Origin of the sequence: Bacillus sp. FJAT-28004, from assembly GCF_001280845.1 — a bacterium.
Lineage (GTDB): Bacteria > Bacillota > Bacilli > Paenibacillales > Paenibacillaceae > Pristimantibacillus.
Window position 1 is genome coordinate 3,883,922 of record NZ_LGHP01000001.1, and the last position, 12,818, is coordinate 3,896,739.

At 42.2% G+C, this 12,818-nt stretch carries 11 protein-coding genes and 1 tRNA gene; 4 read left to right on the plus strand and 8 right to left on the minus strand.

Annotation, left to right across the window (positions count from 1 at the left end; translation table 11 throughout):
* Positions 1 to 155: 155 nt before the first annotated feature.
* Together AC787_RS16970 and AC787_RS16975 are read right to left on the minus strand one after the other, a co-directional pair.
* Positions 156 to 557 (minus strand): hypothetical protein, encoded by a 402-nt coding sequence (locus tag AC787_RS16970; protein WP_054025861.1) that lies wholly within the window; start codon positions 555 to 557, stop codon positions 156 to 158.
* A gap of 188 nt (positions 558 to 745) precedes the next feature.
* Positions 746 to 822: transfer RNA gene (locus AC787_RS16975), tRNA-Arg, on the minus strand.
* Between the two features lie 285 nt (positions 823 to 1,107).
* On the opposite strand from AC787_RS16975, the gene AC787_RS16980 reads away from it, so the two are divergent.
* Entirely contained in the window at positions 1,108 to 1,521 is a 414-nt protein-coding gene (locus AC787_RS16980) for an organic hydroperoxide resistance protein (protein WP_054025862.1), read from the plus strand.
* A 65-nt stretch (positions 1,522 to 1,586) separates the two neighbouring features.
* Here the strand turns inward: AC787_RS16980 and AC787_RS16985 are convergent, their stop codons facing one another.
* The 5 genes from AC787_RS16985 to AC787_RS17005 all read right to left on the minus strand — a co-directional run bounded on the left by AC787_RS16985 (position 1,587) and on the right by AC787_RS17005 (position 8,077).
* Positions 1,587 to 2,300 carry an aspartate/glutamate racemase family protein gene (locus AC787_RS16985; RefSeq protein WP_054025863.1) on the minus strand — a complete coding sequence of 238 codons (714 nt, stop codon included), beginning with the start codon at positions 2,298 to 2,300 and terminating at the stop codon, positions 1,587 to 1,589.
* Between the two features lie 45 nt (positions 2,301 to 2,345).
* On the minus strand, positions 2,346 to 3,410 hold the full coding sequence (locus tag AC787_RS16990) for a C39 family peptidase (RefSeq protein WP_054025864.1): 1,065 nt from the start codon (positions 3,408 to 3,410) through the stop codon (positions 2,346 to 2,348).
* A gap of 87 nt (positions 3,411 to 3,497) precedes the next feature.
* On the minus strand, positions 3,498 to 5,339 hold the full coding sequence (gene asnB / locus AC787_RS16995) for an asparagine synthase (glutamine-hydrolyzing) (protein WP_054025865.1): 1,842 nt from the start codon (positions 5,337 to 5,339) through the stop codon (positions 3,498 to 3,500).
* Between the two features lie 39 nt (positions 5,340 to 5,378).
* Positions 5,379 to 6,848: a UDP-N-acetylmuramoyl-L-alanyl-D-glutamate--2,6-diaminopimelate ligase gene (locus tag AC787_RS17000; RefSeq protein WP_054025866.1), complete on the minus strand. Its 1,470-nt coding sequence runs from the start codon at positions 6,846 to 6,848 to the stop codon at positions 5,379 to 5,381.
* Between the two features lie 41 nt (positions 6,849 to 6,889).
* Positions 6,890 to 8,077: a carboxylate--amine ligase gene (locus tag AC787_RS17005; protein WP_054025867.1), complete on the minus strand. Its 1,188-nt coding sequence runs from the start codon at positions 8,075 to 8,077 to the stop codon at positions 6,890 to 6,892.
* Between the two features lie 547 nt (positions 8,078 to 8,624).
* On the opposite strand from AC787_RS17005, the gene AC787_RS17010 reads away from it, so the two are divergent.
* The gene (locus AC787_RS17010; RefSeq protein ID WP_054025868.1) at positions 8,625 to 8,819 is read left to right on the plus strand and encodes an aspartyl-phosphate phosphatase Spo0E family protein; all 195 of its coding nucleotides are present in this window, start codon (positions 8,625 to 8,627) and stop codon (positions 8,817 to 8,819) included.
* A gap of 6 nt (positions 8,820 to 8,825) precedes the next feature.
* On the opposite strand, the gene tadA is transcribed toward AC787_RS17010, so the two are convergent.
* Complete coding sequence (gene tadA / locus AC787_RS17015; RefSeq protein WP_054025869.1) at positions 8,826 to 9,290, minus strand: tRNA adenosine(34) deaminase TadA; 465 nt, start codon at positions 9,288 to 9,290, stop codon at positions 8,826 to 8,828.
* 200 nt (positions 9,291 to 9,490) lie between these two features.
* Here tadA and AC787_RS17020 point away from each other — a divergent pair, with 200 nt between their 5' ends.
* Both AC787_RS17020 and AC787_RS17025 read left to right on the plus strand, forming a co-directional pair.
* Complete coding sequence (locus tag AC787_RS17020; protein WP_054025870.1) at positions 9,491 to 11,314, plus strand: ATP-binding protein; 1,824 nt, start codon at positions 9,491 to 9,493, stop codon at positions 11,312 to 11,314.
* Between the two features lie 334 nt (positions 11,315 to 11,648).
* Positions 11,649 to 12,653 carry a LacI family DNA-binding transcriptional regulator gene (locus AC787_RS17025; RefSeq protein ID WP_054027114.1) on the plus strand — a complete coding sequence of 335 codons (1,005 nt, stop codon included), beginning with the start codon at positions 11,649 to 11,651 and terminating at the stop codon, positions 12,651 to 12,653.
* Positions 12,654 to 12,818: the final 165 nt, after the last annotated feature.

Genomic DNA, 12,818 nt, shown 5'->3' on the forward strand with positions numbered 1-12,818 from the left:
ATGCTTTCAAACAAAAAGGGCGTTTAACAGATCGAAATGGAAGACTATAGCGTTGTATGCCGAAATTGTGAGTATTGAAAAGAGCCTCACTGCATTCGTGAGACTTCTTAACAATCTTTAAACGGTTCGTCTGCTTTTTATTAGTCTATGGATGCTTATTTAGTGAAAATCCCAGCACTATAGGCTGAAATACACTTATTTATTTCAGTACGTATGTAAGCATGCGAATAAGCTATCTGATCTTCAAAACCGCGGCAATTAAAGCGATAGCTAATCTGATCAGCAGTATTGGTATACATGCACAGAGTAATGCTCTTGTGGAGAAGCTGCTGTGTGTTCGTTGTTAAATCTGCTTTCATCTTTGCAATCATAATGTCAGCAGCCCTTGCAAAAATAGATCGCAGGGTCCGGGCTTTTCTCTCAAGCTCGCGTCTATTGCGTTCGACAATAATAAGAGCTAGAGGAAGGATAACAGCTTCGCGTATAAGCTGTATCTCGTCTTGAGCAGGTGGATAGTATAGGTATGAATTGTTTACTTTGGACAACGGCATAGCCATTTGTAAATCACCTCATGCACATTATATGCGAACAAACGTTCCGTAGTCAATGTATCTAGAAGGCATTTTATAAAATGCTGATATAAGCCTTTGGTCAATCGCCGTTAGGGTACGTTACTGCTGGTAAAGCAAACAAAAAAAGCTTATTGCTGGTATTAGCAATAAGCTTTATATATGTATAAAAGAAATGGCGCGCCCGAGAGGGCTCGAACCTCCCACCTAACGTTTAGGAAACGTTCGCTCTATCCGGATGAGCTACGGACGCGCAGCAACATTTATTATAGCATGGGTGCTTTAGGGGAAGCAAGATTAACCATTTTCGGTTAAAGCAATAACTACACTAGGAGAATAAAGAAGGTTCTCTTTGGAAATAAGAAAACATGATGTCATTTCAAATAACGGAGGCAAAATAAAAGGCCATCGTCAATAAGGAGCATTTTCAATGTTTGCTTAAAGGTTACCGGTTTGCGATATGCTGACTACACACATGGAACATCAACCGGAAAGTAACGGCACAACTAAGATACAAACATAGACGGAGGAATTAATTATGCAAAAACTATATACAGCTACGGTAACCGCAACAGGTGGAAGAGATGGCAGGCTTGTTTCGAGCGATAATATTTTGAATGTAGATGTGAGAGCGCCTAAGGAGCTAGGAGGAGTCGGAGGTGCAACGAACCCAGAGCAGCTATTTGCAGGAGGTTATGCGGCTTGTTTCGAGAGTGCTCTTAACGTTGTGTGCCGGATGAAGAAGATTAAAGTGGAGAAAACCGAAGTAACCGCTCATGTTACACTTGGCAAGGATGAAAGCGGCGGCTATGAGCTTGCAGTGAAGCTGGATATTGCGATTGCAGGTGTTGAAGCGGACGTGGCTAAGGAATTGGTTGAAGCGGCTCATCAGGTATGTCCTTATTCCAGAGCAACTAGAGGCAACATTAACGTAGAACTCAACCTTCTATAATCTAAAATGATACAAGCTCAAAGCAAAAAATCCGGAGAATAATCTCCGGATTTTTTTTGATACTCTTATTTCGCGATGGTTTGCTTGCCTGATAATTCAATAGATCTTTGTACAAGCACGGTCATAGCATCCACGCAAAAGGCTGCGACGTCTTTCTGGATCGGAATGCATGATAATTCCGTGCATGCGATGATAACACACTGACATTCATCTTGAACGAGCAAGTGGTTAATGATACCTTCAAACTCGGAAGGCTCAACAGGTAAATTGCGTTTCACCTTATTGTAGATAATGTCCATCACATGCTCCTGAATGGCTTCCTCAGGCTCGTGAAGGTGCATATTATACTGATTGCAGCCATGACGATACACACCGCTGCTGACTGTTCCGTTTGTAGCTAAAATACCAACTTTGCAGTGTTCTCCATAGGTGTCATGGATCTTCTTCAAAGTTTCGTCCACCATGTTGATTATATTAATGCTTGTCATCTGCTGCATATCATCATAGAAATAATGTGACGTATTGCAAGGAATCGCAATATTAGATACGCCTGCTGTCTCAAGGATTCTGAAATCTTTAGCAACCGCTTTGAGAAACAACTCGCCTTTGTTTTCTAATATGACACCTGTTCGATCAGGCAACGTGGCGTGATTGAGAATGACGATATCAATATGCTCTTGATCGCGATCTGCTGCAGTTTGCTCGATAATCATGTCGAAAAATACGGATGTTGCTTTTGGGCCCATCCCGCCTATGACGCCTAAGCTTTTAGCTTCCATTGCTCCAACCTACTTTTGATGAAGTGTTTAATTGAATTGATTTAGTTACTCAACAATCATAGCATGGCTTCCCATTGCATCATAGCTATTAAAAAAAGTGTCCGCATCGTAAGTAACTTGTCCCTTTAACGGATTCATTACATGTACTTTACCATCCTCATATCCATTTAGGACAACAACGTGCAAATTGATAGGAGCTGAATAATATTCACCCGTATCATTGAAATACCAAGCGTAATTCATTTTTGGCGGCGTGAGATCAAGCGTGATCCATGTAACGACAGGAATGCCCTTATCAAGCTGATCGATGATTTGTTCCCGCGTGCTGCCGCTAATATCTGACGTTTTGCTGCTGCGTCCTACGACATCAAAGTACAGGTTAGCCGCCTCCACGATAGGAGGAGCAAAGCTGAAAAATCCGCCCTTCAGCGACCTTGGATCACCAGCGTATGCTTTATATGGATCAGGTCCATATAATTTATTGTTCTTGGTGGTAAAAGCCTGCTTCGGCAAATAATTGTCGGACATCTGTGTTTTTGTAACATCATATCCGTAATAATTGAGTACCGCCGTTAAAGAAGTTATTTCGCAGCCGTTCGGCAGCTCCGGCTTCTGCATGACGGTGTCAACATCCATATAGACCTTCTTAATGTTGATGGAGCCATCAGCTGCTCGCTCATAATCTTTCACATATTCGAGCGTTTTGTTGGTTGTTGTCAGCTCTTGTACAGGCGCGTTAACAACTATGGGGTAATCTTCCTCTGAAAGCTGATATGGCATGCCGACCTTCTTTTGTTTAATCGTATAGCTAGTCCCGTAATCAAGCAAAATGGACGTTGCTTTACCCATTTCATCTGTCGTCATTGTACCGAGAACTGAGCCGCTATTGACAGCTGTTATCGTAAATACAGCATCTTTAATCGGCTGCTGCGTTGCTTCTTCTTTACTTATGATCGTAATTGTTCCTTGCTTTATTTCTGGAGTAGGGGCGGTCGTTGGTGTAGAATCGACGCTCTCCTTGAATACAGGTTTTGCATTATCTTTGATAAATAACGAATAAGCTAAAAATATAATACCCAGTAATACCAGGAGCTTGATCATTCTCTTCATGTTAGTGGCTCCTTTACTTTATAGCCGTAATAGTTGCGACAGTGTGTAACGAGCAGACAGCCGGAGGCTGCTCCATGCCTGTTACGCTTACTCGAAGAACGTCTTATGCCATATAAGGAACACGTACACTGTCCAAATATATCTAGCGTAATTTTGTTTGCCTGAATAGTGTGAATCAAGATATTTCATCAGCTCATCGGTATGAAAGAACAGCTTCGCTCGGTCCGAGAGAAACATATCCTTTACGAGCTTGTAATACTTTTCTTGTCTGAGCCAGTGTCTGATTGGTACAGGGAAACCAACCTTAGGTCGATTCGCCCATTCATCGGGAAGCACTTCCTTCGCAGCCGTACGCAGCGCATATTTCGTATTGCTCGAATGAACACGAAGGTCTGTTGGCAGCTTGGAAGCCAGTTCCATAACCATTTTATCTAAAAAAGGTACACGCAGCTCAATGGAATGCGCGAGGCTCATTTTGTCTGCCTTAAGAAGAATATCGCCCGGAAGCCAAAGCTTCAGATCGAGATATTGCATTTTGGTTATATCATCTTTGCCACGTACATCATCATATACAGCCCTCGTAATACTTTGTACGGACGGTCCTTGCTTATAGTCATCCTTCAGTACGGTTAATGCATCCGCTTCTTCAAACACACGGGCTTGTCCGATAAAACGTTCCTCGACCCGCTGTCCACCCTTTACGACGAAGGAAGTGATTCTGTTCTTAGACAGCTTGCTGCTTAATAATGAGAGCGGCCGCCGGATTGCAAACGGAAGCTTCTTATATTTTTTCATGGCTGGTGTCGTATCGTACCAATCATATCCGCCGAAGATTTCGTCTGCGCCTTCTCCAGAGAGCACCACTGTCACATGCTTGCTCGCAAGCTCTGCCAAGAAATAGAGAGGTACGGAGGAAGGATTAGACTGAGGCTCATCCATATGATATTGAATCGTCGGCAGCATTTTGAAGCACTCATCCGCTGAAACCAGTCGTTTATAGTTTTCAATGTTAAGAATTTCTGACAAATCCTCTGCAAGGTTCGTCTCATTAAAGTTGCCTTCGTAATCCTCAAAGCCGACGGAGAACGTTTTGTTTGGTTTCAGTAAGGCGGTAATATAACTGGAATCAATGCCTCCAGACAAAAAAGACCCGACCGGCACATCGCTAATTTGGTGATAGGCGACAGATTCTTTCATTGTACTTTTAATTTGATCGACGTAATAGGACAGACTGTTCTGTTCTTCAGCAAAGCTCGCGTCCCAAAAAGGCTTTACTTCAATAGTGCCTTGTTTGTAAATCATATAGTGGCCGGGCTTCAGCTTGTATACGCCTTTGAAAAAGGTTTCATCAAGCACAGAATATTGAAAGGTAAGGTATGGCCTCAGCGCGTCCTTATTCAGTTCTTTGCGGAATGCGGGCTGCTTTAAGAAAGCTTTGATTTCAGAGCTGAATAGGAAGGAGTTATCCGTTGTGTTTTGTGTATAATACAGCGGCTTTATGCCAAAGAAATCTCTGGCTAGAAACATCGTTTCCGTATTCGTATCCCATATCGCAAAAGCAAACATGCCCCTTAGCTTCTGAAGCAGCAAGGTACCATACTCTTCATAAGCATGAATGATAACCTCACTATCTGTATGGCTAACAAAGGTATGCCCGCACTGAATCAGCTCTTCCCGGAGCTCTTGATAATTGTAGATTTCTCCATTAAATACAAGAACGCAGCTTTTATCCTCATTGTAAATCGGTTGGCTGGCTTCTTCAGACATATCGATAATTTTCAGTCGTCTAAACCCTAAAGTTACTTCCTCATCCGAATAGATACCGCCACTATCGGGTCCTCTATGAAAGATCATATCCATCATGTCTTTAATAATGGATACCTGATCAACGTCGGGACGACTATCTGCAAAACCTACAAAACCGCACATTTGGGATACCTTTCATTTACCTTAGTGGTTAAAGCGCAGTCACATCGTTTTTAATTTGATTTCCCTGACGATTTCCATTTCATTAAATGGGATTTCCGTTTTCCCAATAATTTGCGACGTTTCATGGCCTTTGCCGGCAATGAGGATGACATCGTCTTTTCTACTAATATCAATGGCAAAAGCAATGGCGTCTCTCCGGTCAACAACGGCCTCATAAGCTCCGTTATAAGCTTCAACACCTTGAATAATTTCCCTAATAATCAAGTTGTTATCCTGTTCCTTGGGGTTATCTGAGGTGATAACGGAAAAATCAGCAAATGTAGCAGCTACCTTAGCCATTGCTCTTCGTTTCTCCGTGCCTGATTCCCCATCAGATGCGTAAACGCCAAATACGAGAATGATTTTGCCTTTGGTAAAAGGTCTAATTGTAGTCAAAGCCTTCTCTAGGCTGTCTTCGGTATGAGCAAAATCGACAATGATCTTGGTATCCTCGTCTTGATAAACAACTTCCAGTCGCCCTTTAATGCCTTCGACAGCCAAAATGCCGTCTGCGATTTGCTGCAGAGTAAATTGATTGCAATAAGCAGTTGCGATAGCGGCCAGACTATTATATACGTAGATCGTCCCAGGGAGGTTTACCCTAATCGCAATGCTGCCCTTTGGTGTATTTACATTATAAGTCGTGTAGTCGGCATAATAAGTAATGTCCGTCGCGTAAATGTCTGCTTCCTGCTCAATTCCGTAAGTAAGCAGCTTCGGAGCTTTGTGCTGCAATCGGTCAATAAGAATACGACCGTATTTATCATCAGCATTAATAATGTTAAAGTCCGTCGTCATGTCGAACAGCATGGCCTTCGCTTCGAAATATTCCTCCATCGTATGATGGAGCTCTAGATGATCCGGCGTTAAATTCGTAAAGATTCCTGTTTTGAAGCTGGAGTGTGCAACGCGTTTCAAATTGAGCGCATGCGAAGAAACCTCCATAACGCAATGCTTCATATGAGATTCGATCATATCGGCGAAGATTCGTTGCAAATACAGCGATTCCGGCGTCGTATTTTTATTTTGAATCAGCTTGTCGCCGATAACCGTGCCGATCGTGCCGATAATTCCGAGGGATGTCCCCGTTTGCTCGAAAATAGATTTTAGAAAATATGTGGTCGATGTTTTCCCGTTTGTTCCGGTGATGCCGAGAAGATTCATTTGCTCAGTCGGACGATGATAGAAGTTTGCAGATACCCGGGCAAGTGCTTCACGCGTGTCGTTAACGAGCAGCACCGTTATCCCTGCTGGAACGTGAACATCTTTCTCTACAATAACAACGGCCGCACCAAGTGCGATCGCTTTATCGATGAAAAGGTGTCCATCAACCGAAAAACCAGTTATCGCGACAAATACGCCATTGGCTGAGATTTCCCTTGAATCAAAGGCAATGGAGCTTACTTCAGTATGCAAATCGCCTTTCACGAGCGTGTAATCCAGATCTTTCAATAAGGAGGTCAATAACATACGATCAGCTCCATTCAATTACCTATTCCTATTTTCTTAGACTATCTTCTTAGAAGCTTTTTCGTAAGTTTGCCGCCAATGATAGCAGCATAGGAAAAGGCTGGTTTAGGGTCCTTCCAATCCCAGATCGCATAAGCTTTTGGCTTAAACAAGGATACGAATACTTGCTTCCAAGTCAGCTGACCCGTCTTGATGTAGTCGCGAACGGCAAGCATGTCCTCATATCCGTACCAGAAAACACGGTTCGTATTCTCTTTGACGGCTTTGGGAGGCACAAGGTTGCCGCCGGTTAACTCTTGGTAAGTAATCCATGGAATATTTACCCCTACTCGATACAGCAAGTTGTTCAGGTTAGTGATCCGGCAATTCACTTCAATTAAATAAAAGCGGCCTGTTTCGGCGTCTTTTTTGAATTCAATTTCCGCGAAGCCTTTCCATTTCATCTTTTCTAGAAAAGGGGCACCGATATCAAATAGCTCTTGTACGTATTTCTGGCCTGTATATACCGATGCACCAAAGTTAATGGGGTATTGCCTGAATTTTTGGCAAGTGACCCAGTGAGTTACTTTCGATTCTTGATTTAAGTAAGCATCAAACGTATACATATGATCGTCAAAGCCTGGGATGATACGCTGTACGATGACTTCCAAGCTTGCTTCCTTAGCTTTGGCTAGTGCCTGCTCAAGCTCTGTGCGATTGTTTACCTTGAAAAGCTTGCGTCTAAACTTTGCAACGAAGGACGGAGAATCAGTTGGCTTTACGATACAAGGGTACTTGATCATTTCGTCGATTTTCTCGAAAAAACGATCCTCATCTACACGTACCGTTTCAGGAACAGCAACGCCATTTTCCAGAGAAAGACGCTGTAGAACCTCTTTATTCATCATATCCGAGTAGATACCCGGGACGTCTTGTGGAATGAGATAATGCTCTCTCAGTTCTTCCAAATGCTCATCGATGACCTCAAGATACGAATCGTGGCATGGAATAAGGACCGGAGGAGCGCTTTGCTTGCGGGCATAATCTTTCAAGAAACGAATGAACGCTGCCGTGTCTTCTTTATAATGAGGAGAAATGATTCTCTCTGACGTATATTTTGAATCCGCGCCATAGGTATCTTTAGTAGAATAATCAACGGCAACCGTATGTACACCGTTAATGCCTAGGCAACGAATGGTGCTTAAACCTATATAGTAATTACAACCCAAAATAACTGCTTTATTATTCACAAAGGCACATCCCGACATCCTAATTTATGTTCATTTCACTGTATTACGACTGATGTTTTAAATAATTTTACTTCATACTTTCTTATAATACAAATGGATTTATCCTCATAATTGCGCAAAAGAAGTAGAGTAATGAGGTCGATTTTAAGGTGATTGGGCTGCTCAAAAAAGTTCCATTTACGGTATATTTTCCGGTCATTCGACACCATTACACGTAAAACTTTGTATCCCAACATCAGAATTGTGGACATTAAAGCATTTAATGATCGTTATTAGCATAATTGTGATGTAATTAAGCAATTCATGTTTCACATCTATGTACATTTGACTAATCTCTAAAATCCGCAAGTAACTTTTTCCATATATTGATCGATTTTACTAGTTAAAAAGAACTATAAATTGGATAAAATAACTTCATTTTGTCGAATAATGCCCGAAAATTGTCTACGTTCGTCGACAAGTTTTTACAAACTCCTTATTGCTCTACGAGTATAATAGAAGCATAACCACGCGAGTGCTAGATAAGGAGTGTGCCCCGAAGCGAGCTATGGACAAAAAACACTTGCTTAAACAATTGCAGTCGTTGCGGCTAAAGCTTCATGAAATAGCCGAAGCGCGCGGCAGTCTGACAGATCCGGATGTTCTAGCTATTAGCGAAGAGGCCGATCAACTTATTGTTGCGTTACAGCATATACAAAGAAACGAGCTAACACATATTTCGATACGCCCGAGCGATTTATAGAGGGCATTATCTCTTACGAAGACGTCGGAAGAATTGCGTCAACAGATTTGAGCATTCAGGCTGTAAAATACCACTTGTGAGCTCCGTTTCATGGTTGAAACGGGGCTCTTGCAGTAAGTTCATGAGCGTCCCTGCACATCCAGCCTTCGGGTCGGTTGTTCCATAAACGACACGTTTAACTCGAGATTGAACAATGGCGCCTGCGCACATTGGACAAGGCTCCAACGTGACATATAACGTACAATCTAACAATCTCCATGCGCCGATGCGATCGCAGGCGTCACGAATGGCTACCATTTCGGCATGAGCGGTTGGATCAAACCGTGTCTCACGCAAATTGAAGCCTCTTCCGATAATTTCATTGTTTCTGACGATAACAGCCCCGATTGGAACCTCTCCAATTTGCTCGGCTTTTTTTGCTTCTTCAATAGCTTCTAGCATCCATCTCTGATCTTCTTGCTCTCTTGTCATATACAATAACTCCTTTACTATTTATTCATTATACAACGAACAAATATTCCGTTGTTAACATGTCGTGGATAACATTGTGGATAACTATCATGATATACACAAAAATACTCACATTTTATTCAGAGCTGTGCACAGTAAATGTGGATAATGTGTATAAGATGTTAATAAAAACGTTTTTGTGTAAAAGGATGTGTCATTCATTGTCAATAAAGATGAAATTCTCAGTCTTGATCACGCTTATTGTTTTGACGTTTTTTGTATTCGAGCACATGTTGAGTGAGTATTCGATGGTTCAAAGCATGCATGAGCAAGCAAAACACGCGATGCACGATACTTCTATGCATGTGGCTAACACGTTTTCCTCTTACGAGAAGGAGTCAGGATCAGGCTACAGCTTTCCTGAGAAGGATCGTTCAGGTCCTGGACATATCTTTGATATCGTAAAAAAATTAAATCCAAATATAAATGAAATCACAGTATTTGAACAAGATACATTAGCTGTGCGTTATGGCACCTACACGTATTTGGATTCAAAGAGTGATCAATCTATTATAACCGAAGTGAAGAAAACTGGTTTTGAGCTGCGGAAGATGGAAATCAACGGAGAGTGCTTCTATCGAAGTTATTATTATACGAAGCAGATGGGTAATTATATTATAAGCGTTGTTTATGACAGTAATGGAATAAAGCAGCTTATCGATCAGAATCGAAATGACTCGTTCATTTATACGGGCATAACGATGGTGCTTGTCCTCTTTATTAGCTATTGGCTGGTTGGTGTAATGATTAGGCCTTTAAAAGATATATTGTGGAAGGTCAATGAGGTTTCCTCTGCTAGGTTTCAACAGCCAATTCGAATTAAACGTAAGGATGAGTTTGGATTGCTGGCGCTCAAGGTCAATGCCATGTCGCAAAATCTAAGTATTTATATGAACAAGCTGCGCAGAGCATTTGAAGAAAATCGCCGGATGAAGGAGCATTTGGAGTCATTTATCAATCACACGAGCGACGCGATCCATCTTATCGACTTGGATGGCAAGGTCATTCAAGTAAACCGTGCTTTTGAGCTGCTCTTTGGTTATGAGGAAGAGGAGGCAATCGGACTCATTAATCCCATTCTTCCGGATTCTCATCATGCAGAGATGAGAGATATGTTAAACCAGATCCTATCGGGAAAAGTACTGCCGGCTCAGGAAACGATGCGTATTACGAAGCTTGGAGAGCTGATACCTGTAAGTGTAACCATATCGCCTATTCGTGATTCAGACGGAACCATTCGTGCATTTGCCAGCATTTCTAGAGACATGAGAAGCCGTAATAAAATGGAGGAGCTGCTGCGCAGGTCAGAGAAGTTGACGACGGTAGGGCAGCTAGCTGCAGGCGTAGCCCATGAAATTCGCAACCCGCTGACGACGCTGCGCGGCTTCTTGCAGCTCCAGCAGGAAAGCAAGAAGCTTGCGCTTTCCCACGTATCGCTTATGTTATCGGAACTTGACCGAATCAATCTGATTGTTGGAGAGTTTCTGATTCTTGCAAAGCCGCAAGCGACGAGGTTTGTCACCAAAGACATACGAGATGTACTGCAAGATGTCATTGCATTAATGAACAGCGAGGCACTTCTTCACAATATCGAGTTCAGTATTTCTCTAACCGAGGATTCTTGCTTAATTTCATGTGAGGAAAATCAATTGAAACAAGTTTTTATAAATTTGTTGAAAAATGCGATAGAAGCGATGCCAAGCGGAGGCCGAATCCACATTAACATTAACCATAAACGTGATTTTATTTCGATCACGATAACGGATGAAGGCATGGGCATTCCGGACGATATGATTCCAAAAATTGGAGATCCCTTTTTTACAGCTAAAGAAACGGGTACGGGTCTTGGTATTATGGTTAGTCAGCGTATTATTAATAGCCACCGTGGAACGATGGATATCAAAAGCCAAGTTAATGTCGGAACAACCGTACATGTGATGCTTCCGGTTCTAATTGAAGGAAGCGGAGACAGCATGCTGGGGTAATGATTGAACGGGTGACGGGAACGGGTTCTATTGCGGCCTCTTTAGAGGCCGCTCTAGATGGGAAAATAAATGTGAGCAAAAGCAGGAACCGAGGTTGCCTAGCAAATTGCCAAGAATGAAAAATCAAAATGAAAGGGTTTACAAAAAAACGAACGGGGTCGATATGATCTAGATTTTATCAGCTATTTACGAGTCCGCACGGACAGGGCATGAGGTGTGGTTGGATTAGAAAAAAAGGCTTGCTTTCGCTCATTTGAGTAGAGGAAGTCTATCCTTCCGAAACGAATAATTAATGGGTGCAGGTATTTTGAAGAAGATGAACGGAGAGAAAAGAATGGCTACGATAAAAGATGTCGCTAAGATGGCAGGTGTTTCGATTTCGACTGTATCGTACGCCTTGAGCAACAATACCAAAGTAAGCAATAAAACCAAACAAAAAATTATGGAAGTTGCACGCCAGTTAAATTACCAGAAAAATGGCCTCGCATCTGATTTGAAAAAAAACAGCACTCGGACGATCGCTATTATTGTAACGGATTTAGCCGGTCCTTATTATGCGGAATTGGTTAAAGGCATACAAGAAGTTACTCTTTCCAAGGGATATGACTTGCTTGCCTGCAGCTCGGTTGGCGAAGAAATGTCCACTGCGGTTAAATTTTTAACGGAGAAGCGGGTCGATGGTGCCATCGTACTCGCTTACAATATTAGCGAGGAAATTATTAATCTATCAGCGAGAAAAGAATTTCCGATCATTCTGCTTGACCGGAAGGTTGACAGCGAGTTTGTGGTCAGCATCGAGGTTGATAATGAAGCAGGAACCCATAGGGCGGCGGAATATTTAATAGAGCAGGGACACCGAGAAATTGCCTATATAAGTGGTAAGCCAATAGGCGGCCTTCATGCCATGAGACTTCGAGGATACGAAAGCGCATTACGTAAGCATGGGTTGGACGGGAAAAGTCGATTGCATCAATTCGGTGTTTTTGACCGGGATAACGGCTACAACATGACCCAAATGCTTATTGCTCAGGGGAATTTACCAACCGCTATTATGTACGCTAATGATGAAATGGCGATTGGGGGCATTAATGCGTTCAAAGAGCATGGTATCAAAGTGCCGTCTGATGTTTCTATTATTGGCTTTGACGATATCGAATTGGCGCAGTATGTCCGCCCTGCACTCACGACAGTTATGCAGCCAAAATATGAGCGCGGGGCATTAGCGGCCCATTTGATATTTCAGATTATTGAAGGTAAAACAATTGAAAACTACTATAACTTTCCTACGAAGTTGGTTTTGCGGGATTCTGTTAAAAAAATAAATGAAATAAATTCGTAGATGCAGTAAGAAGATACCGGATTAATTTTTTTGTCCTGTTAGCTAAGGTGCATGGTAAATCAATTAATCCAAAATTTTGACATTTTTTTCAAATCACTAAGTATGGACCACACACCAAATAAAAATCGAAACGTTTCACTTTTCAAAAAGAGGCAGGCCTCAATA

What these genes read in the sequence shown, in the direction of transcription:
- tadA (WP_054025869.1), bottom strand. Translation starts at nt 9,290, where the DNA reads ATGACAAGAGAGCAAGAAGATCAGAGATGGATGCTAGAAGCTATTGAA.
- AC787_RS17010 (WP_054025868.1), top strand. Translation starts at nt 8,625, where the DNA reads ATGGACAAAAAACACTTGCTTAAACAATTGCAGTCGTTGCGGCTAAAG.
- AC787_RS16980 (WP_054025862.1), top strand. Translation starts at nt 1,108, where the DNA reads ATGCAAAAACTATATACAGCTACGGTAACCGCAACAGGTGGAAGAGAT.
- asnB (WP_054025865.1), bottom strand. Translation starts at nt 5,339, where the DNA reads ATGTGCGGTTTTGTAGGTTTTGCAGATAGTCGTCCCGACGTTGATCAG.
- AC787_RS16985 (WP_054025863.1), bottom strand. Translation starts at nt 2,300, where the DNA reads ATGGAAGCTAAAAGCTTAGGCGTCATAGGCGGGATGGGCCCAAAAGCA.
- AC787_RS17025 (WP_054027114.1), top strand. Translation starts at nt 11,649, where the DNA reads ATGGCTACGATAAAAGATGTCGCTAAGATGGCAGGTGTTTCGATTTCG.
- AC787_RS16990 (WP_054025864.1), bottom strand. Translation starts at nt 3,410, where the DNA reads ATGAAGAGAATGATCAAGCTCCTGGTATTACTGGGTATTATATTTTTA.
- AC787_RS16970 (WP_054025861.1), bottom strand. Translation starts at nt 557, where the DNA reads ATGGCTATGCCGTTGTCCAAAGTAAACAATTCATACCTATACTATCCA.
- AC787_RS17000 (WP_054025866.1), bottom strand. Translation starts at nt 6,848, where the DNA reads ATGTTATTGACCTCCTTATTGAAAGATCTGGATTACACGCTCGTGAAA.